The sequence below is a fragment of the Streptomyces smaragdinus genome (assembly GCF_009604385.1).
Lineage (GTDB): Bacteria > Actinomycetota > Actinomycetes > Streptomycetales > Streptomycetaceae > Streptomyces > Streptomyces smaragdinus.
In genome coordinates, this window is sequence record NZ_WEGJ01000008.1 from 70,131 (window position 1) to 88,693 (window position 18,563).

Annotated in this window: 18 protein-coding genes and 1 tRNA gene; 12 read left to right on the forward strand and 7 right to left on the reverse strand. The window is 71.4% G+C overall.

Features of this window, described 5'->3' with window-relative positions:
• Nucleotides 1-60: 60 nt before the first annotated feature.
• Nucleotides 61-324, reverse strand: a complete 264-nt coding sequence (crgA, locus tag SRB5_RS14175; protein WP_323377896.1) for a cell division protein CrgA — start codon at nucleotides 322-324, stop codon at nucleotides 61-63.
• Between the two features lie 160 nt (nucleotides 325-484).
• Here crgA and SRB5_RS14180 point away from each other — a divergent pair, with 160 nt between their 5' ends.
• The 5 genes from SRB5_RS14180 to SRB5_RS14195 all read left to right on the forward strand — a co-directional run bounded on the left by SRB5_RS14180 (nucleotide 485) and on the right by SRB5_RS14195 (nucleotide 4,065).
• Nucleotides 485-1,216, forward strand: coding sequence for a DUF881 domain-containing protein (locus tag SRB5_RS14180; protein ID WP_153452401.1), 732 nt, complete (start codon nucleotides 485-487; stop codon nucleotides 1,214-1,216).
• Nucleotides 1,217-1,325: 109 nt separating this feature from the next.
• On the forward strand, nucleotides 1,326-1,496 hold the full coding sequence (locus SRB5_RS35875) for a hypothetical protein (RefSeq protein ID WP_194292928.1): 171 nt from the start codon (nucleotides 1,326-1,328) through the stop codon (nucleotides 1,494-1,496).
• Entirely contained in the window at nucleotides 1,493-2,122 is a 630-nt protein-coding gene (locus SRB5_RS14185) for an aminodeoxychorismate/anthranilate synthase component II (protein WP_153452303.1), read from the forward strand. Before SRB5_RS35875 ends, SRB5_RS14185 begins: the two co-directional genes overlap by 4 nt.
• Nucleotides 2,119-3,306, forward strand: a complete 1,188-nt coding sequence (locus SRB5_RS37490) for a class E sortase (RefSeq protein ID WP_323377897.1) — start codon at nucleotides 2,119-2,121, stop codon at nucleotides 3,304-3,306. The genes SRB5_RS14185 and SRB5_RS37490 overlap by 4 nt, the downstream gene beginning before the upstream one ends.
• A gap of 21 nt (nucleotides 3,307-3,327) precedes the next feature.
• The gene (locus SRB5_RS14195) at nucleotides 3,328-4,065 is read left to right on the forward strand and encodes a class E sortase (RefSeq protein ID WP_407703919.1); all 738 of its coding nucleotides are present in this window, start codon (nucleotides 3,328-3,330) and stop codon (nucleotides 4,063-4,065) included.
• On the opposite strand, the gene SRB5_RS14200 is transcribed toward SRB5_RS14195, so the two are convergent.
• From SRB5_RS14200 to SRB5_RS14225, 6 genes are all read right to left on the reverse strand, one after another.
• On the reverse strand, nucleotides 4,062-5,495 hold the full coding sequence (locus SRB5_RS14200) for a DUF2252 domain-containing protein (protein ID WP_153452305.1): 1,434 nt from the start codon (nucleotides 5,493-5,495) through the stop codon (nucleotides 4,062-4,064). The genes SRB5_RS14195 and SRB5_RS14200 overlap by 4 nt on opposite strands.
• Nucleotides 5,496-5,640: 145 nt before the next feature.
• Entirely contained in the window at nucleotides 5,641-6,216 is a 576-nt protein-coding gene (locus tag SRB5_RS14205) for a TerD family protein (protein ID WP_153452306.1), read from the reverse strand.
• Between the two features lie 207 nt (nucleotides 6,217-6,423).
• Nucleotides 6,424-6,996 carry a rhodanese-like domain-containing protein gene (locus tag SRB5_RS14210; protein ID WP_153452307.1) on the reverse strand — a complete coding sequence of 191 codons (573 nt, stop codon included), beginning with the start codon at nucleotides 6,994-6,996 and terminating at the stop codon, nucleotides 6,424-6,426.
• Between the two features lie 42 nt (nucleotides 6,997-7,038).
• Nucleotides 7,039-7,782: a sulfite exporter TauE/SafE family protein gene (locus SRB5_RS14215; protein ID WP_153452308.1), complete on the reverse strand. Its 744-nt coding sequence runs from the start codon at nucleotides 7,780-7,782 to the stop codon at nucleotides 7,039-7,041.
• Nucleotides 7,779-9,161, reverse strand: a complete 1,383-nt coding sequence (locus SRB5_RS14220; protein ID WP_153452309.1) for a rhodanese-like domain-containing protein — start codon at nucleotides 9,159-9,161, stop codon at nucleotides 7,779-7,781. Before SRB5_RS14220 ends, SRB5_RS14215 begins: the two co-directional genes overlap by 4 nt.
• Before the next feature lie 201 nt (nucleotides 9,162-9,362).
• A tRNA-Leu gene (locus tag SRB5_RS14225) sits at nucleotides 9,363-9,449 on the reverse strand.
• A gap of 395 nt (nucleotides 9,450-9,844) precedes the next feature.
• Between SRB5_RS14225 and SRB5_RS14230 the strand changes: the two genes are divergently transcribed.
• The 7 genes from SRB5_RS14230 to SRB5_RS14260 all read left to right on the forward strand — a co-directional run bounded on the left by SRB5_RS14230 (nucleotide 9,845) and on the right by SRB5_RS14260 (nucleotide 18,521).
• Nucleotides 9,845-10,669 carry a DUF3662 and FHA domain-containing protein gene (locus tag SRB5_RS14230; RefSeq protein ID WP_323377898.1) on the forward strand — a complete coding sequence of 275 codons (825 nt, stop codon included), beginning with the start codon at nucleotides 9,845-9,847 and terminating at the stop codon, nucleotides 10,667-10,669.
• A 10-nt stretch (nucleotides 10,670-10,679) separates the two neighbouring features.
• Entirely contained in the window at nucleotides 10,680-11,192 is a 513-nt protein-coding gene (locus SRB5_RS14235; RefSeq protein WP_153452310.1) for an FHA domain-containing protein FhaB/FipA, read from the forward strand.
• A 28-nt stretch (nucleotides 11,193-11,220) separates the two neighbouring features.
• Nucleotides 11,221-12,615 carry a Stp1/IreP family PP2C-type Ser/Thr phosphatase gene (locus SRB5_RS14240; RefSeq protein ID WP_153452311.1) on the forward strand — a complete coding sequence of 465 codons (1,395 nt, stop codon included), beginning with the start codon at nucleotides 11,221-11,223 and terminating at the stop codon, nucleotides 12,613-12,615.
• A gap of 23 nt (nucleotides 12,616-12,638) precedes the next feature.
• Nucleotides 12,639-14,060, forward strand: a complete 1,422-nt coding sequence (locus tag SRB5_RS14245) for an FtsW/RodA/SpoVE family cell cycle protein (RefSeq protein ID WP_153452312.1) — start codon at nucleotides 12,639-12,641, stop codon at nucleotides 14,058-14,060.
• Complete coding sequence (locus tag SRB5_RS14250) at nucleotides 14,057-15,517, forward strand: penicillin-binding transpeptidase domain-containing protein (RefSeq protein WP_323377899.1); 1,461 nt, start codon at nucleotides 14,057-14,059, stop codon at nucleotides 15,515-15,517. The genes SRB5_RS14245 and SRB5_RS14250 overlap by 4 nt, the downstream gene beginning before the upstream one ends.
• A 172-nt stretch (nucleotides 15,518-15,689) precedes the next feature.
• Nucleotides 15,690-17,657 (forward strand): Stk1 family PASTA domain-containing Ser/Thr kinase, encoded by a 1,968-nt coding sequence (pknB, locus tag SRB5_RS14255; protein WP_153452314.1) that lies wholly within the window; start codon nucleotides 15,690-15,692, stop codon nucleotides 17,655-17,657.
• A 24-nt stretch (nucleotides 17,658-17,681) separates the two neighbouring features.
• Nucleotides 17,682-18,521, forward strand: coding sequence for a J domain-containing protein (locus tag SRB5_RS14260; protein WP_407703917.1), 840 nt, complete (start codon nucleotides 17,682-17,684; stop codon nucleotides 18,519-18,521).
• Nucleotides 18,522-18,563: the final 42 nt, after the last annotated feature.

Here is an 18,563-nt window from a genome sequence, read left to right on the forward strand (position 1 = left end):
GACCTGTGGATAACTTGAGGGATGTGGGTGACGGGACCGTGTCCCGTCACCGGTCGCCCCCTACTTCCACTGGGTGGAGACCACGAACCCGGCCGCGATGAAGCCGAAGCCCACCACGATGTTCCAGTTGTTCAGCGCGCCCACCGGGTAGTCGCCGGATGTGACGTAGAACACGACGATCCAGGCCAGCCCGATCAGGAAGAGCGCGAGCATCAAAGGCGCGACCAGCCGGCGCGGACCGGAGGCGCGCAGGCTGATGGCCTGGGCCGTCCGCTCGGGCGGCGGGGTGAAGTCGGCCTTCTTTCGGATGCGTGACTTCGGCACGAGAGACTCTCCTGTCGATGCTGCTAACGCGGGCGGTGGCTCCTCGGGGCGGGGAGCACGTCCGCCGGACCAGTCCTACCCCAGGCGTCCGTTAGCGTAGTGCCTCTCGGGGCCGGAAGGAGATAAGGGTACTGTGACGAATTTCCCCGGACGCCTTCCGATGCGCGGGATCCGGCCGGTCCGGGTCCTGACACTGGGTGTCTTCGGGCTCGCCGGTCTCCTCTTCTGGACCAGTTTTCACACGGCGCAGGGCGTGAACCTGCGGACCGACGACTCCATGCTGCGGCTCAGCGACCTGATCCAGGAACGCGACGACGACAACGCGGAGCTCGACCGGCAGACCTCCTCCCTGCGCGACGGCATCGACGACCTCGCCGAACGCGACTCCGGCGGCGACACCGCGTCCCGGCGCCGGATGCGCCGGCTCGAGGACATCGCCGGCACCAGCCGCCTCGGCGGCGCCGGGCTGACCGTCACGCTGCAGGACGCCCCGCCGGACGCGCAGGCGCTGATCCCCGGGGTGCCCGAGCCGCAGCCCGACGACCTGGTGATCCACCAGCAGGACGTGCAGGCCGTGGTCAACGCCCTGTGGCAGGGCGGCGCCGAGGGGATCCGGGTGATGGACCAGCGCCTCATCTCCACCAGCGCCGTGCGCTGCGTCGGCAACACCCTGATCCTCCAGGGCCGCGTCTACTCCCCGCCGTACGCCGTGACGGCCGTCGGCGATCCGGACGAGCTGCGCCGGGCGCTGGACGCCTCGCCCTCGATCCAGAACTATCAGCGCTACGTGGCCGCGTACGGCCTCGGCTGGAAGGTCGCCGAACACGACTCCGTGACACTGCCCGGCTACGCGGGCACCGTGGGCGTGCACGTCGCCGAGCCCGTCGGCTGACGGATTCCGGACGGCCGGTGGGCCGCGGACGCCGGACGGCTACGCTGGGCGGATCGTTACCCTGATACCGCGCGGGCGGGGCCCGCTCGGTGAGCGTGAAGAGGGGCACATGTACGGCTGGATCTGGCGGCATCTGCCGGGGAACGCGCTGGTGCGCGCGCTGATCTCCGCGCTGCTCGTGCTGGGCATCGTGTTCGTGCTCTTCCAGTACGTCTTTCCCTGGGCGGAGCCGCTGCTCCCGTTCGGCGACGTGACCGTGGACGAAGGGCGGGGGGCATGAGCGCCCGGATCCTGGTGGTCGACAATTACGACAGCTTCGTGTTCAACCTGGTGCAGTACCTGTACCAGCTGGGCGCCGAGTGCGAGGTGCTGCGCAACGACGAGGTGGCGCCCGCGCACGCCGGCGACGGCTTCGACGGCGTGCTGCTGTCGCCCGGTCCCGGGACGCCCGAGCAGGCGGGGGTGTGCGTCGACATGGTGCGGCACTGCGCCGCCGCCGGGATCCCGGTGTTCGGCGTGTGCCTGGGGCTGCAGTCGATGGCGGTGGCGTACGGCGGGGTCGTGGACCGGGCGCCGGAGCTGCTGCACGGGAAGACGTCGCCGGTGGCGCACGACGGCGTCGGGGTGTTCCGGGGGCTGCCGTCGCCGTTCACCGCGACGCGGTACCACTCCCTCGCGGTCACGGACGTGCCCGACGAGCTGCGGGTGACGGCGCGGACGGAGAACGGGATCGTGATGGGGCTGCGGCACCGGGATCTGCCGGTGGAGGGTGTGCAGTTCCATCCGGAGTCGGTGCTCACCGAGTGGGGGCATCTGATGCTGGCCAACTGGCTCGAGGAGTGCGGCGACCCGGACGCGGTGGCGCGTTCGGCGGGCCTCGCGCCGGTGGTGGGTACGGCGGGGTGACCCGGGACGGGACGGACGGAGCGCCGGACGCGGACGGGCCGTCGCCGGTCCGCGCGTCCTGGTTCGAGCCGCGCGCCCCCGAGCCCCGCCCCGCCGCCGAGCCGCCGGTCCCGCGGCAGGCCACGCCCGTACACCCGTCGGCGGGCGTGCCCTGGGGGGAGGCGGCGGAGCCCGTACCGATGCCTGAGCCGCGGCCCGAGCCCGTACGGATCCCGCAGCCGCAGCCCGAGCCCGTACGCCTCCCGGACCCCGACCCCCCGACCGCCCTCCTCCGCCCCGTCCCCGCCCCGGATCCCCACGACCACCCCGCCGACCGCACCATGGCCCTGCGCGTGGCCGAGCTCCGTTCCGCCGTCGCCGCGAAGATCCTCGGGCCCGCCGAGGACGAGCCGCCGCTGCCCGACGAGCCGCCGCCCCCCGGCAGCCGGATGGCCGCGAGGCAGGCCGCGCGGGTGGCCAAGCAGCGGCGGCAGCTGCTCGTGAGCCGGATCGCCGGCGAGGCCTTCATCACCTTCGGCGCCCTGATGCTGCTGTTCGTCGCGTACCAGCTCTGGTGGACGAACGTGCTCGCCGACCGCAACGCCGGCGAGCAGGCGAAGAAGCTGCAGGAGGAGTGGCAGGACCCCGGCGGGGGAGACGACGGCGCCGCCGCCGGGACGGGCGCCGGCAGCGGGAAGGACCGCAAGCAGCCGGCGTACGAGCCGGGCGACGGCTTCGCCATCGTCCACATCCCGAAGCTCGGCGTGGACGATCCGGTGGCCGAGGGCGTCGACAAGGTGAAGGTCCTCGACAAGGGCCTCATCGGCCACTACAACGACGGCGCCCTGAAGTCCGCGATGCCCTGGGACAAGACGGGCAACTTCGCGATCGCCGGCCACCGCAACACCCACGGCGAGCCCTTCCGCTACATCAACCACCTCACGGCCGGCGACAAGGTCGTGGTGGAGACGAAGAACACCTACTACGTCTACAAGGTGACCAAGCAGCTTCCCTCGACCAGCCCCGCCAACACCTCCGTGATCGACCCCGTCCCGAAGGGGTCCGGCTTCACCGCTCCCGGGCGGTACATCACACTGACGACCTGTACTCCGGAATTCACGTCCAAATATCGCCTGATCGTCTGGGGCGTTATGGTCGAGGAGCTACCGCGGAGCGAGGGCACGCCGGACGTGCTTGCCGAGTGAGAATCGGGGCATGCGTTGACGATCACGGACAACTCGCGGGGCACCGGCCCCCGGGTGCCCAGCTGGGCCGCGGGCCCGCCGCGGCGCCCGCGCCGGGGCCTGGTGGCGTCGGTCGTCAGCCTGACGGGTGAACTGCTCATCACGATCGGCGTCCTGCTGGCCCTGTTCGTCGCGTACTCGCTCTGGTGGACGAACGTCCAGGCGAACCGTGAGGCGGGCCGGCTCAGCGATCACCTGCGCGACAGCTGGCAGTCGGGCGCCCCGGGCGCGCTGGACACCGACGGCGGGCTCGGCTTCCTGCACGTGCCGGCGATGGCGCAGGACGTGCTGGTGCGCGCGGGTACGGGCACGAAGGTGCTGAACGAGGGCGTGGCCGGGTTCTACGAGAAGCCGGTGAAGTCGGCGATGCCGTGGGACAAGGCGGGGAACTTCACCCTGGCGGCGCACCGCGACGGGCACGGGGCGAAGTTCCACAACATCCACAAGATCGACGTGGGTGACCCGATCGTCTTTGAGACCAAGGACACCTGGTACGTCTACAAGACGTACGCGACGCTGCCGGAGACGTCGAAGTACAACACCGACGTGCTGGCGCCCGTGCCGAAGGAGTCCGGCCGCGAGAAGCCGGGCCGGTACATCACGCTGACGACGTGCACCCCGATGTACACCTCGGAGCACCGCTACATCGTCTGGGGCGAGCTGGTCCGTACGGAAAAGGTCGACGCCGCCCGCACCCCGCCCGCCGAGCTGCGCGACTAGACCCCGAGCTCCGCCGGAAGGCGCCCCGACCGTACGGCCCTGAGCAGCTCCGCGTGGTCCGCCTCGCTGCGGTCGGCGTAGGCGACGGCGAAGGCGGCGATCGCGTCGTCCAGCTCCTCCGACTTACCCGCGTAGCCGGCGACGAGCCGGGGGTCGACGCTGTGGGCGTGGGCGCGGGCGAGGAGGGCGCCGGTCATCCGGGCGTAGTCGTCGAGCTGGTCGGTGGCCAGGGCGGCCGGGTCGACGCTGCCCTTGCGGTTGCGGAACTGGCGCACCTGGTACGGGCGGCCGTCGACGGTGGTCCAGCCGAGCAGGATGTCGCTGACGACCTGCATCTGCTTCTGCCCCAGCACGACGCGCTGCCCCTCGTGCGCGGGCGCCGGGACGGGGAAGCCCGCGGCGGCGGCGGGGGCGGCGACCACCGAGGTGCGGGCCTCCTTGACCTGGAGGACGAGGGGTTCGCCGCGGTGGTCCTGGAGGAGGACGACGTACGAGCGGGTGCCGACGGAGCCGGTGCCGACGATGCGGAAGGCGACGTCCTGGACGGAGTAGCGGGCGAGCAGCGGCAGCCGGTCCGGGGGGAGCGTGCGCAGATACGGGCCGAGCGAGCCGGCGACGGCGGCGGCCTCCGCGTCCGGGACGCGGCGCAGGACCGGCGGGGCGTCGGTGAAGCGGCGGGTGCCGTCGGGCTGTTCGACGGTGCTCTTCTCGGCGAACCGGGCGCTGGTGTTGCGGCGGGCCTTCGCGGAGACGCGCTCCAGGGTGCCGGCGAGGTCGTGGGCGTCGGCGTGGGAGACGAGCTCCTCGTCGGCGATGGCGTTCCAGGCGTCGAGGGCGGGGAGCCTGGCGAGCAGGCGCATCGTGCGCCGGTACGCGCCGGTGGCGTCGGCCGCGGCCGTACGGCAGATGTCCTCGTCGGCGCCGGCCTCGCGTCCGGCGAGGACCAGGGAGGCGGCGAGGCGCTTGAGGTCCCACTCCCAGGGGCCGTGGACGGTCTCGTCGAAGTCGTTGATGTCGATCGTCAGGGTGCCCCGCGCGTCCCCGTACAGCCCGAAGTTGGCGGCGTGGGCGTCGCCGCAGAGCTGGGCGCCGGTGCCGGTGTGGGGCAGCGGGGCCAGGTCGTACGCCATCAGGCCGGCGGAGCCGCGCAGGAACGCGAAGGGGCCGGCGGCCATCCGGCCGGTGCGGATCGGGATGAGTCCCTCGATGCGGCCCTCGGCGGACCGCTCGACGGCGTCGACGATGTCCGGGCGCCGCGGCGTGACCTCGAACCGGCCCTGGCCGGCGCGGGGGAGGCGCTCGCGCAGCGCCCTGCCCTGCCGGCGGGGGGAGGTCGCGGCGGTGCGCCCGGGCGGGGCGAAGCCGTCGGTGCGGGGCAGGCGGACGGCGGGGGCGGTGCGCTGCTCAGGTATGCGGACGGTGTCGGCCATGGGTCCCCTCCCACTCCCCCGGGCTCCCGGGCCCGTGCGGTGCGGTGACGATACCGCCGGGGGCGGGGCGGGGCGGCGGGCGGGGCGGATGTGCACGGCAACGGCCCGCTCCCGGGGCGGGGAGCGGGCCGTTGGGCGTGCGACGTCAGACGTTGACGCCGAAGTCCTGGGCGATGCCGCGCAGGCCCGAGGCGTAACCCTGGCCGACGGCGCGGAACTTCCACTCGGCGCCGTTGCGGTAGAGCTCGCCGAAGACCATCGCGGTCTCCGTGGAGGCGTCCTCGGAGAGGTCGTAGCGGGCGATCTCCGTGCCGCCCGCCTGGTTCACGACGCGGATGAACGCGTTGCGGACCTGGCCGAAGGACTGCTGGCGGGTCTCGGCGTCGTAGATCGACACCGGGAAGACGATCTTGTCGATCTCGGCGGGGACGCCGGCCAGATTCACCTTGACCTGCTCGTCGTCGCCCTCGCCCTCACCCGTGAGGTTGTCACCGGTGTGCTCGACGGAGCCGTCGGGGCTCTTCAGGTTGTTGAAGAAGATAAAGTTCTTGTCGTTGGAGACCCGGCCGTCGGCGCCGACCAGCAGGGCGCTGGCGTCCAGGTCGAAGTCCGTGCCCGTGGTCGTGCGCACGTCCCAGCCGAGACCCACGACGACCGCCGTCAGGCCCGGGGCCTCCTTGGTCAGAGAGACGTTCCCGCCCTTGGAAAGGCTGACACCCATGGTTGATCCCTGCTCCATCCGGCGCGGACGCGCCGCTTGACTGTGTGACGGTTTACGAAAACTTTGCCCGCCCGTGAGGATGAACGAGCTCCTCCCGGGCGGGGTTCCCGCCGCTCCTCCGTCCGTGCGGAGACGGGTGTTTCACGTGAAACCTACGCACAGTGGCCGGTTCGCGCACGTTCTGCGCAGGCGTTTCGGCCGGGCGGGTCAGCCCTGCCGGATCGCCGCGAGGGTCGCCCGCAGATCGGTCCGGTCGGTGCGGTTGTGCGGGAGCTTGCCGAGCATCGCGGCCATGGCGCAGGTGTTGGACACCGCCGAGTAGACGAGGCCCGCGGCGACACCGGCCGAGAGCAGCTGGAACGCGGGGTGGACCAGCAGACCCAGCAGCAGCCCGAGCAGGACCAGCCCGCCGGCGGTGAAGCGGACCTGGCGGTCCATGGCCCACACGGTCTTGGCGGGGGCGCCGGCGGGCCGGCGCAGACCGGCGCCGGAGGCAGCCCAGCCGGAGGTCCCGCCGTCGAGGGAGAGGGCGGCTATGCCGTTCTTCGCGAGGATCGCGCAGGCGTTGACGGAGCGGTTGCCGGAGGCGCAGACGACCAGCAGGGGGCGGCGGGCGGCGGCCTCGCGCAGGGCGGGGAGGGCCTCGTCGAGGTCGTCGACGGGGATGTTGTGGGCGCCGGGCAGATGGCCGGAGGCGAATTCGCCGGGGGTGCGGACGTCGACGACGGTCAGCTCGTCGATGCGTTCGCGGGCGGCGTCGATGGTCAGGTTGGTGGTCATGGGGGGTCTCCTTTGTTACGTGATCACGTGATCGACAGCGGGTTACAGGGCGAGTTCGAGGAGCATGAAGGCGGCGACGGCCAGCAGGACGTACGCGAAGATCTGCTGGAGCCGGCTGCCGGCCAGCCGCGCGGCGAGGCGCCGGCCGTCCCGGGCGCCGAGGATCGCGGCGCCGGTGAAGGGTGCGATGACGGACCAGTCGAGCCCGTCCGCGGTCCCCCCGCGGGTGGCCAGCGCGGCGATCGAGTTCACGGCGATGACCAGCAGGCTCGTACCCACGGCGGCCTTCATCCGCAGCCCCAGCACGGACACCAGCGCCGGTACGGCGAGGAACCCCCCGCCGACGCCCAGCACCCCGGTGACCGCGCCCAGCCCCGCCCCGGCGGCGACCGCGCGCCCGGGCCGTACGGGCAGGCCCTCGGCGGGCCGGGACGGCCGCAGCATCCGTACGGCGGCCAGCGCAGCGATCACGGCGAACGCCGAGGTGAGCAGCGCGTCCGGCAGCCGGGCGGCCAGCAGACCGCCCGCCATGGCGGGGAGGATGCCGGCCCCGGCGAAGAGCAGTCCCGCGCGCCAGTCGACGTTGCCGTCCCTGGCGTGGGCGAAGAGCGAGGTCAGGGTGGTGACCGTGACGATGATGAGGCTCGCGGTGATCGCCGAGGACGGGGAGAAGTCCAGCAGGTAGATCAGCGCGGGCACGGCGAGGACGCTGCCGCCCCCGCCGAGCCCGCCCAGCGCCAGCCCGACGAGCCCGCCGGCGACCAGCGCGAGTATCAGGGTGCTCATATATGGGGCTCGGCGGGGCGTACGACCAGCCCGGCGGCCTCCGCCCGGTCGAACCCGTCGTCGACGGCGACGACCTCACGCCCGCCCGCCGACGCCAGCAGCGACGCGGCGATCGCGGCGCGCATGCCGCCGGCGCAGTGCACCCACACCGTGCCCGCGGGCACCTCGCGCAGCCGCTTGTACAGCCCGTGCACGGGAATGTGCACGGAGTCCGCGATGTGGCCCCCGGCCCGCTCGGAGTCCCGCCGCACGTCCAGCACGACCGGCGGCCGGGACGCGGTGCGCAGCTCTTGCGCCAGCTCCGCGAAGGTCGCCCGCCGGAACGACGCGGGCGCCTCCCCCGGCAGCAGCCAGTCCCCGGGACCGCCCACCGCCGCGGCGGCCGGCCGGTCGATGCCGACCCGTACCAGCTCCCGCTGGGCGTCGGCCAGCTGCGCGGGCGACGCGGCGAGCAGCGTCACCGGCTTGCCCCAGGGGACCAGCCACGCCAGATACGTGGCCAGCTGCCCCTCGGCGTCGAAGTTGAAGGTCCCGGCGACATGCCCCTCGGCGAACGCGACCCGGTTGCGCAGGTCGACGACCCACTCCCCGGCGGCCAGCCGCGCCGCGATCTGCGCGGCGTCCGCGCGCGGCGGTGCCGTGAGGTCGACGGGGTCGGGGCCGGCGGCGTTGGCCGGTCCCATGTGCGCGTAGTACGCGGGGATGTCGTCCAGCCCCGCGAGCAGCTCGGAGACGAATTCGTCGGCCCCCCGCAGCAGCGCCGCGTTGACCTGCTTCTCCCGCCCGATGGTGGACGTCTCGCCCTCGGCCTGACCGGAGGAGCAGAAGCTGCCGAAGCCGTGCGTGGGCAGCACCGAGGTGTCGTCCGGAAGCGCGTCGGCCAGCCGGTGCGCGGAGGCGTGCTGGGCGCGGGCGAGCTGCGCGGTGAGCCGGGGCTCGACCAGGTCGGGGCGGCCGACGGTGCCGATGAGCAGCGAGCCGCCGGTGAACGCGGCGCGGGGGGTGCCGGCCTCCTCGAGGACGTACGCGGTGTGGTGCGGGGTGTGGCCGGGGGTGGCGACGGCACGCAGGGTGAGTCCGGTGTCGACGCCGATCACGTCGCCGTCGTGCACGGGCGTACGGGCGAAGCCGACGCGGGCGCCGGCCGGCACGAGGTAGACGGCGCCGGTCACGCGGGCGAGCTCGAGGCCGCCGGTGACGTAGTCGTTGTGGACGTGTGTCTCCACCACGTGCGTGATGCGCACGCCCCGGCGGGCCGCGGCGGCGATCATCCGGTCGATGTCGCGTGGCGGGTCGACGGCGACCGCGGTTCCGGCACCGCCGGCGAGGTAGTGCCGGTTGCCGAGCCCTTCCACCGGGACGGTGTCGACGAAGTACATGCGTGTCAGAGCTCCCTGACTTGGGTTACCCCCGGGGGTATCTGGCAATTCCCACCGTAACAGACACCCCTGGGGGTATGGTGAGGTGCATCTCACCACCACTATGTCCGACTAAGTGAGGTAAGTCGCACGATCCGGCGACCGGAAGAGAACACAACAAAAAGCGGGCCCTCACCGTTTCCGGTGAAGACCCGCTTCTGCTGGTGCGCGAGGGGGGAGTTGAACCCCCACGCCCTTTCGGGCACTGGAACCTGAATCCAGCGCGTCTGCCTATTCCGCCACCCGCGCATTGGGTGTGTCTTCCGCGACCGGCCCCGTGGGCCGTGCGCCTTCCGACATCCAGAAGATTAGCACGCTGCCCAGGGTGGAATCACATCTGTTTGCGGTCGCGGGCCCGGGGCAGGAGGACGCGTGCCCGGCACCCGGGCCCACCGGGCAACCTCTTCCCCTGTGCCATAAGGGCCGTCCGGTGCGGGACACTGGTTGCCGGCGCCCGTACCATCCTGGTGACAGGCCGAGGTGCGGGGGCGTGCGGTGTGAGCGACATGACATCGTGCCGGGCGGCGGGAACCGGAACCACCTGATTCCCCCGCGCGTGGATACGATCAGTAGCCAGTACGCGAAATGAATGTTCGACACCGGGGGCCGCGGTCCCCGCAGGGCTGTGACGAAGGGAGGTTCCGGTGGGTGTGCTGAAGCGCTTCGAACAGCGCCTGGAAGGACTTGTGAACGGCACCTTCGCCAAGGTCTTCAAGTCCGAGGTCCAGCCGGTCGAGATCGCCGGTGCCCTCCAGCGCGAGTGCGACAACAACGCCACCATCTGGAACCGCGAGCGCACCGTCGTCCCCAACGACTTCATCGTGGAGCTCAGCGCTCCCGACTTCGAGCGCCTCGCCCCGTACTCGGGGCAGCTGGGCGAGGAGCTCGCCGGCATGGTGCGGGACTACGCCACCCAGCAGCGGTACACCTTCATGGGCCCGATAAAGGTGCACCTGGAGCGGGCCGACGACCTGGACACCGGGCTCTACCGGGTGCGCAGCCGCACCCTCGCCTCCAGCCAGTCGCAGTACCAGCCGCAGCAGCAACAGCAGCAGGCGCCGCGCCGCCCCAGCGCCCCGACCGCGGCCCGCGGCCTCGGCGGCCCCCCGCCGCCCGCGCCCGCCGGGTACCCGGGCTACAACGCCCCGCCGATGCCCCCGGCTCCGCCGCGTGTGGGCGGCGGGGCGACGCGTCGCTGGGTGGAGATCAACGGCGTCCGCCACCAGATCGCCCGCCAGTCACTGGTGCTGGGCCGGTCCACCGAGGCGGACGTGCGGATCGACGATCCCGGCGTCTCGCGGCGCCATTGTGAGATCAGGGTCGACGGCAGCCACGCGACAGTGCAGGATCTGGGGTCGACGAACGGCATCGTGGTGGACGGGCAGCACACGCTCCACGCCGCCCTCCGCGACGGCTCACGGATCGTCGTGGGTTCGACGACCATCATTTACCGGCAAGCCGAAGGGTGAAGCGGGGCCAATGTCAGAGCTGACCCTGACGGTCATGCGGTTGGGTTTCCTCGCCGTACTGTGGCTGTTCGTGATCGTGGCGGTGCAGGTCATCCGCAGTGACCTGTTCGGCACCCGGGTGACCCAGCGCGCCGCGCAGCGGTCGCAGGGCGAGCGGCCGCCGGCGCAGCGCCAGCAGCAGCCGCGGCAGAGCGACCGCCAGTCGGGCCGGCGCGGCGGCGGCCGGGGCGCCCCGACCAAGCTCGTCGTCTCCGAGGGCTCCCTCACTGGGACGACCGTCAGCCTCCAGGGCCAGACGATCAGCCTGGGGCGGGCACACGATTCGACAATCGTGCTGGACGACGACTACGCCTCTTCCCGGCATGCCAGGATCTACCCCGACCGTGACGGGCGGTGGATCGTCGAGGACCTCGGCTCCACCAACGGCACCTACCTCGACCGGACCCGGCTGACCACGCCGACCCCGATCCCGCTGGGTGCGCCGATCAGGATCGGCAAGACCGTCATCGAGCTGCGGAAGTAAGACAGACCATGACCGGAGGGTGGGCACCATGCGGATGTACCCGGAGCCGACGGGTGAGGTGCGCATGAGCCTTTCCCTGCGCTTCGCTGCCGGCTCGCACGAGGGCATGATCCGCGAGCACAACGAGGACTCCGGCTACGCCGGGCCCCGTCTGCTGGCGATCGCCGACGGCATGGGCGGCCAGGCCGCCGGCGAGGTGGCCTCCTCCGAGGTGATCTCCACCATCGTCGACCTCGACGAGGACATTCCCGGCTCCGACATCCTGACCTCCCTCGGCGACGCGGTCCGCCGCGCCAACGACCGGCTGCGGGACATGGTCGAGGAGGACCCGCGGCTGGAGGGCATGGGCACCACGCTCACCGCCCTGCTCTGGACGGGCCAGCGCCTGGGCCTGGTGCACGTCGGCGACTCCCGCGCGTATCTGCTGCGCGACGGCCGGCTCACCCAGATCACCCAGGACCACACCTGGGTGCAGCGCCTGGTCGACGAGGGCCGGATCACCGAGGAGGAGGCCACCACGCACCCGCAGCGCTCGCTGCTGATGCGCGGCCTGGGCACCGGCGACCACGTCGAGCCGGACCTGTCGATCCGCGAGGTACGGGCCGGTGACCGCTATCTGATCTGCTCCGACGGGCTGTCCGGCGTGGTCAGCGCCGAGACCCTCGAGGACACCCTCGCCAGCTATCAGGGCCCGTACGAGACGGTCCAGGAGCTCATCCAGCTCGCCCTGCGCGGCGGCGGCCCCGACAACATCACGGTGATCGTCGCCGACGTCCTGGACGTCGACGACAACGACACCCTCGCCGGCCAGCTCAACGACACCCCGGTCGTCGTCGGCGCCGTCGCGGAGAACCAGCAGCAGGGCGCCGACAACCCCGGCATGCAGACCCCCGCCGGCCGCGCCTCGAGCCTCGGCCGCCCCGTCCCGCCGCAGGCCGGCGGCTTCGGCCCGCCGCCCGGGGACGGACCCGACAGCTACGGACTGGCGTTCAACGACGAGGACTTCGTCAAGAACCCGCCCCGGTTCAAGTGGCTCAAGCGCGGCCTGATCATCGCGATCGTGCTCGGCGGCCTCGGCTACGGGGGCTACCGCGGGTACGAGTGGACGCAGGACCAGTACTACGTCGGCTCCAACGACGGCCATGTGGCGATCTACCGGGGCATCGAGCAGAAGCTCGCCTGGATCTCGCTCTCCGAGGTCGCCGAGGACAAGCCCGACATCGAACTCAAGTACCTGCCGGACACGTACCAGGACCGCGTCAACGAGACCATCGAGGCCGGGAGCCTCGCCGCCGCCCGGGAGAAGACCGCCGAACTGCAGGCGCAGGCCGAGGTCTGCGAGCTGCTCGCCACGAGCGAGGCGAAGAACGGGCCCAGTCTGACCGATGAGCAAAAGCAGCTCTCCGGTCAGTGCCCGAAGTAGTCGTGGGGGGCCGGAGTACCAGCATGAGCAGTCAACACCACACGTCCACCATCGGCGTCGCCGGTGCGCCGAGCCGGCGCAACACCGAGCTGGCGATGCTCGTCTTCGCCGTGGTCATCCCGGTCTTCGCGTACATCAACGTCGGCCTGGCCAAGGACGGCTCGGTGCCCGCCGGGGCGCTGGGCTACACCCTGGGCCTGGGCTGTCTGGCGGCCGTCGCGCATCTGGTGGTGCGCAAGTTCGCGCCGTACGCCGATCCGCTGCTGCTGCCCATCGCGACCCTGCTGAACGGCCTGGGCCTGGTGCTGATCTGGCGCCTGGACCAGGAGCCGTCGATCACCACCGACCAGCTCGGCGGCGCGATGGCGCCGGGGCAGCTGCTCTGGTCGACCGTCGGCATCGGCCTGTTCGTCGGGGTGCTGGTGCTGCTGAAGGATCACCGGATCCTGCAGCGGTACACCTACATCTCCATGGTCGTCGCGCTCTTCCTGCTGCTGATGCCGCTGATCCCGGGCATCGGGCGGAACGTCAACGGCGCCCGGATCTGGATCTCCATCCCCGGCGTCGGCTCGCTGCAGCCCGGTGAGTTCGCCAAGATCGTCATCGCGGTGTTCTTCGCCGGCTATCTGATGGTCAAGCGCGACGCCCTGGCGCTCGCCTCCCGCCGCTTCATGGGCGTGTACCTGCCGCGTGGCCGTGACCTCGGGCCGATCCTGATGATCTGGGGCGTCAGCCTCATGATCCTCGTCTTCGAGACCGACCTCGGCTCCTCGCTGCTGCTCTTCGGCCTCTTCGTGATCATGCTGTACGTGGCCACCGAGCGCACCAGCTGGATCATCTTCGGCATGCTGCTCTCCGCGGTCGGCGCGGTGTCCGTGGCCTCGTTCAACAGCCACGTCGGACTGCGCGTGGACCGCTGGCTCAACCCCCTGGACCGGGTCCCCGACGGGGCGGGCGGCATGGGTGTGACGGAGACCGCGCAGGCCCTGTACTCCATCGGCTCCGGCGGCATGATGGGCTCCGGCCTCGGCCAGGGCTACTCGCGGCTCATCGGCGGTATCGCCCCGAAGTCCGACTACATCCTCTCCACCGTCGGCGAGGAGCTGGGCCTGACCGGCTTCATGGCCATCCTCATCCTGTACGGGCTGCTGGTGCAGCGCGGTATCCGTACCGCGCTGGCCGCCCGCGACCCGTTCGGCAAGCTGCTCGCGGTGGGTCTCTCCGGCGCCTTCGTGCTGCAGGTCTTCGTGGTGGCCGGCGGTGTCACGGCGCTCATCCCGCTGACCGGTATGACGATGCCGTTCCTCGCGCAGGGCGGTTCGTCCGTCATCGCGAACTGGGCGCTGATCGCCATCCTGCTGCGGATCTCCGACACCGCGCGCCGCCCGGCCCCGGCCCCGGCCCAGAACCCCGACGCCGAGATGACCCAGGTGGTCCGCCCGTGAACAAGCCCCTACGCCGAGTGGCGATCTTCGCCGGCCTGCTGGTGCTGGCGCTGCTGGCGCGCGTGAACTGGCTGCAGTTCGTCCAGGGCGAAGAGCTGAGCACCCACAAGGACAACCGCCGCGTCGCCATCGGCCGCTACGCCATCCCGCGCGGCGACATCATCGTCGGCGACAAGTCCGTCACCGGCCACGCCGAGACGACGGGCAGCGACTTCAAGTTCAAGCGGACCTGGAAGGACGGTCCCCTGTGGGCGCCCGTCACCGGCTACGCCTCGCAGGCCTTCGGCGCGAACCAGCTGGAGGAGATCAACGACGGCATCCTCACCGGCACCGACGACCGCCTCTTCTTCGACCGTACGATCGACATGATCACCGGCGAGGAGCGGCAGGGCGGTGACGTCGTCACCACGATCAACGCCGACGCCCAGCGCGCCGCGTACAACGGGCTCAAGGGCAAGAAGGGCGCGGCCGTCGCCATCGACCCGAAGACCGGGGCGATCCTGGCGCTGGTCTCCACCCCGTCGTACGACCCGTCCAGCTTCGCGGGGAACTCCGACAAGGACTCCGAGGCCTGGACGAAGCTCAACAGCGACAAGAACAAGCCGATGCTCAACCGCGCGCTGCGCGAGACCTACCCGCCCGGGTCGACGTTCAAGGTCGTCACCGCGGCGGCGGCGCTGGAGAACGGCACGTACGACATAGACCAGAACACCCACTCCGACCCGGTGCATTACAAGCTGCCGCTCACCACGGACAGCTGGCTGCCGAACCCCATCGCGGGCAAGTGCGGCAACGCCTCCATGGAGGTCGGGCTGCAGTGGTCGTGCAACACCGTCTTCGCCAAGGTCAGCGACGAGGTCGGCAACAAGGCGATGATCGAGCAGGCGGAGAAGTTCGGCTTCAACGAGGAGCAGTTCGTCCCCATCCGCTCCGCCGAGAGCGTCTACCCCGAGATGGACCGCCCGCAGAACGCCCTGGGCGGCATCGGCCAGTCCTCGGTCCGCGCCACCCCGCTGCAGATGGCCATGGTGGCCGCCGCGGTCGCCAACGACGGCAAGCTGATGAAGCCGTACCTGGTCGACAAGCTGCTCGCGCCGAACCTGGACACCATCGAGCGCACCGAGCCGCAGGAGCTGCGCGAGGCCGTCTCCGAGGAGACCGCCCGCAAGCTGCAGCAGGGCATGGAGACCGTCGTCCGCGACGGCACCGGCGCCCCGGTCCAGCTGACCAACGCCACCGTCGGCGGCAAGACCGGTACCGCCCAGCACGGCGACAAGAACGAGGCCCTGCCGTACGCCTGGATGATCACCTATGCCAAGGGCGAGAACGGCAAGGACGTCGCCGTGGCCGTGGTGGTCGAGGACGGCAGCGCGGACCGCGAGCAGATCTCCGGCTCCGGCATCGCCGGCCCGATCGCCAAGTCCGTGATGCAGGCCATAGTCGGCAAGGGTGCGTGATGATCCACACGACGTCCGGTGACCGGCGGAGTCTCCGATACCGGTCGGATATCAGCTGCCGCCTCGGGATCCGAGACGGCGCGCCCGGCCGGTACCGTATGCCGAGCAGCACACATCGACGACCCCACCGGTCCGTGCAGGGCCGCGCACAGTCAGAGGGCTGGAGAGAGCTATGGATGAGCCGCGTCGCCTAGGCGGCCGGTACGAGCTGGGCCAGGTGCTCGGCCGCGGCGGCATGGCCGAGGTCTACCTTGCCCACGACACCCGGCTGGGACGCACCGTCGCCGTCAAGACGCTGCGTGCCGACATGGCCCGCGACCCGTCGTTCCAGGCCCGCTTCCGCCGCGAGGCGCAGTCCGCCGCGTCCCTGAACCACCCCGCGATCGTCGCCGTGTACGACACCGGCGAGGACTACATCGACAACGTCTCCATCCCGTACATCGTGATGGAGTACGTCGACGGCTCCACCCTGCGCGAGCTGCTGCACTCCGGCCGCCGGCTGATGCCGGAGCGGGCGATGGAGATGTGCGTCGGCATCCTGCAGGCGCTGGAGTACTCGCACCGCAGCCAGATCGTCCACCGCGACATCAAGCCGGCGAACGTCATGCTGACGCGCACCGGCCAGGTCAAGGTGATGGACTTCGGCATCGCGCGGGCCATGGGCGACTCCGGTATGACGATGACGCAGACCGCGGCCGTCATCGGCACCGCCCAGTACCTCTCCCCCGAGCAGGCCAAGGGCGAGCAGGTCGACGCCCGCTCGGACCTCTACTCCACGGGCTGTCTGCTGTACGAGCTGCTGACCAACCGGCCGCCGTTCGTCGGCGACTCCCCGGTGGCCGTGGCCTACCAGCACGTCCGCGAGGAGCCGCAGCCGCCTTCGGTGTACGACCCGGAGATCACGCCGGAGATGGACGCGATCGTCCTGAAGGCGCTGACGAAGGACCGCGACTACCGCTACCAGTCGGCCGACGAGATGCGCGCCGACATCGAGGCGTGCCTGGACGGCCAGCCGGTCGCGGCGACGGCGTCGATGGGCGCCGTCGGCGGCTACGGCGGCTACGGGGCGGACGTCCCGACCACCGCGCTGACCGCCCAGCCCGGCCCGTACGGCCAGCCGACGTCGATGCTGCCGCCGATGCGGGACGACGACGGCGGGATGGGATACGACGACGGGCCGCCCGGCCGCCGGCGGCAGCCTCCGCCGCGGCGCAACGGGTCGACGTCCACGGTGCTGCTGGTGCTCGCGGGCATTCTGGTGCTGGTGGGGGCGATCTTCATCGGGAAGTCGATCTTCAGCAATTCGCCGAACAACACGAAGGAAGCCCCCAATGTGCTGGCGCTGACGAAGGCGCAGGCGCAGAACCGGATCACCAACTCGGGCCTGAAGTACGAGGAGGGTGAGGGGAAGTCCTGCAAGCCGGACAAGAAGGGGACGGTGCTCGAGCAGAGCCCCGCTCCGAAGGAGCCGGTCGCGGAGGGCGACACCGTCACCGTCGTCGTGTGTACGTCGGTGGCCGAGGTCGAGGTGCCGGATGTCACCGGCAAGGACTTCGACGACGCGCGGTCCGAGCTGGAGGACGCGGGGTTCGAGGTCAAGCGGAAGAACACCCCGTCCGAGGACGAGGACCCGGGGACGGTGCTGAGCCAGGACCCGGACAGCGGGAAGCTGGCTCCAGGGGAGACGGTGACGCTGGAGGTGGCGGCGGAGCCTGCGGCGGTGCAGATTCCGGACGTCACGGGCCTGCGGTACGACCAGGCGGTCGAGACCCTGAAGGGCCAGGGCTTCAACAACATCGTGCAGCGCATCGAGCCCAACGACACGCAGCCCGAGGGCAGCGTCTTCAAGACGGACCCGGCGGCGCTGACGCCGGCCAAGAAGGACCAGCAGATCACCGTCTACGTCGCGGCCAAGAAGGACGACAAGGTCCAGATCCCGCAGATCACGGGACAGAACCTCGCCGCCGCCCGGGCCGCGCTGACGGGTCTGGGGCTTGGCCTCGAGCCGGTGTCCGCCAACGGGCAGCCGCCGGAGGACAACTGGCTCGTCCAGGGCGTCATGCCCCCGCACCAGGAGGGTGGCGAGGCACGCAAGGGCGAGACCGTGCGGGTCATGGTGGCACCCCCCGGCGGCCCGTAATAGCCCGTAAGGGCTGAACCGTACATGATCAAGGGCCGCGGACATCGTCCGCGGCCTTTGGCCTACCCTGGCCCGGTGACTGATGAGAGCGGTACGGAGCGGCTGGAACGAGCGGTGCGGGCGGCCGAGGACGCGCTGATCGAGTACGAGATCGCCGTCGACACCTTCCGGATCGAGGTCGACAACTTCTCCCGGCTGCACCACCAGCGCCTCGGCCCGATGTACAGCCGCCTCGACGAGCTCGAGGCGCTGATCGCCGAGGCCATCGCCGCCAAGACCGGCGACCCCGGCGACATCGCGCGGGCGAAGGATCTGCGGGGGCTCGTGATGCCGATCCCGACCGTGGAGGAGCTGTTCAACGGCTGGATGACCGACCAGGGCCTGCCCGAGGACGCGGCGGCCATGCTCACCGACCAGTCGGCCCGTACGCCCCCGCGCGTGCGCCCCAGCGAGGAGTGCCGGCGGCTGTACCGCGACCTGGCCCGCAAGGCCCACCCGGACCTCGCGCAGGACGAGACGGAGCGCGACCGGCGCGGGGAGTTCATCACCCGGGTCAACCAGGCGTACGCGAACGGCGACGAGAACCTGCTGCGCACCCTCACGGAGGAGTGGGAGGCCGGCCCGGCCCCCGTCCTGCCGGAGCTGACGCGGGCGGAGGAGCTGTACGCGCGGCTGGAGTGGCTGGCGGCCCGCAAGGAGATGCTGGCGGCGCAGGCGAAGGAGCTGGAGGAGTCGGCGATCGGCCAGATGCTGCTGCTGGCGCCGGACGACCCCGATCGGCTGATCGAGGAGGTCGCGGAGGAGCTGCTGGCGAAGGTCTCCCGGCGTGAGGCGGAGCTCGCGGAGCTGGCGGAGGCGGGCTGACGCCGCGCGGGCCGCGTACGGGCCGGGTGTTGTACGTGCGGC

Excerpts from the sequence above, each read along its gene's own strand:
- SRB5_RS14180 (WP_153452401.1), top strand. The coding sequence starts at position 485 with ATGCGCGGGATCCGGCCGGTCCGGGTCCTGACACTGGGTGTCTTCGGG.
- SRB5_RS35875 (WP_194292928.1), top strand. The coding sequence starts at position 1,326 with ATGTACGGCTGGATCTGGCGGCATCTGCCGGGGAACGCGCTGGTGCGC.
- SRB5_RS14185 (WP_153452303.1), top strand. The coding sequence starts at position 1,493 with ATGAGCGCCCGGATCCTGGTGGTCGACAATTACGACAGCTTCGTGTTC.
- SRB5_RS14200 (WP_153452305.1), bottom strand. The coding sequence starts at position 5,495 with ATGGCCGACACCGTCCGCATACCTGAGCAGCGCACCGCCCCCGCCGTC.
- SRB5_RS14205 (WP_153452306.1), bottom strand. The coding sequence starts at position 6,216 with ATGGGTGTCAGCCTTTCCAAGGGCGGGAACGTCTCTCTGACCAAGGAG.
- SRB5_RS14210 (WP_153452307.1), bottom strand. The coding sequence starts at position 6,996 with ATGACCACCAACCTGACCATCGACGCCGCCCGCGAACGCATCGACGAG.
- SRB5_RS14215 (WP_153452308.1), bottom strand. The coding sequence starts at position 7,782 with ATGAGCACCCTGATACTCGCGCTGGTCGCCGGCGGGCTCGTCGGGCTG.
- SRB5_RS14220 (WP_153452309.1), bottom strand. The coding sequence starts at position 9,161 with ATGTACTTCGTCGACACCGTCCCGGTGGAAGGGCTCGGCAACCGGCAC.
- SRB5_RS14235 (WP_153452310.1), top strand. The coding sequence starts at position 10,680 with ATGTCAGAGCTGACCCTGACGGTCATGCGGTTGGGTTTCCTCGCCGTA.
- SRB5_RS14240 (WP_153452311.1), top strand. The coding sequence starts at position 11,221 with ATGCGGATGTACCCGGAGCCGACGGGTGAGGTGCGCATGAGCCTTTCC.
- SRB5_RS14245 (WP_153452312.1), top strand. The coding sequence starts at position 12,639 with ATGAGCAGTCAACACCACACGTCCACCATCGGCGTCGCCGGTGCGCCG.
- pknB (WP_153452314.1), top strand. The coding sequence starts at position 15,690 with ATGGATGAGCCGCGTCGCCTAGGCGGCCGGTACGAGCTGGGCCAGGTG.
- SRB5_RS14260 (WP_407703917.1), top strand. The coding sequence starts at position 17,682 with ATGATCAAGGGCCGCGGACATCGTCCGCGGCCTTTGGCCTACCCTGGC.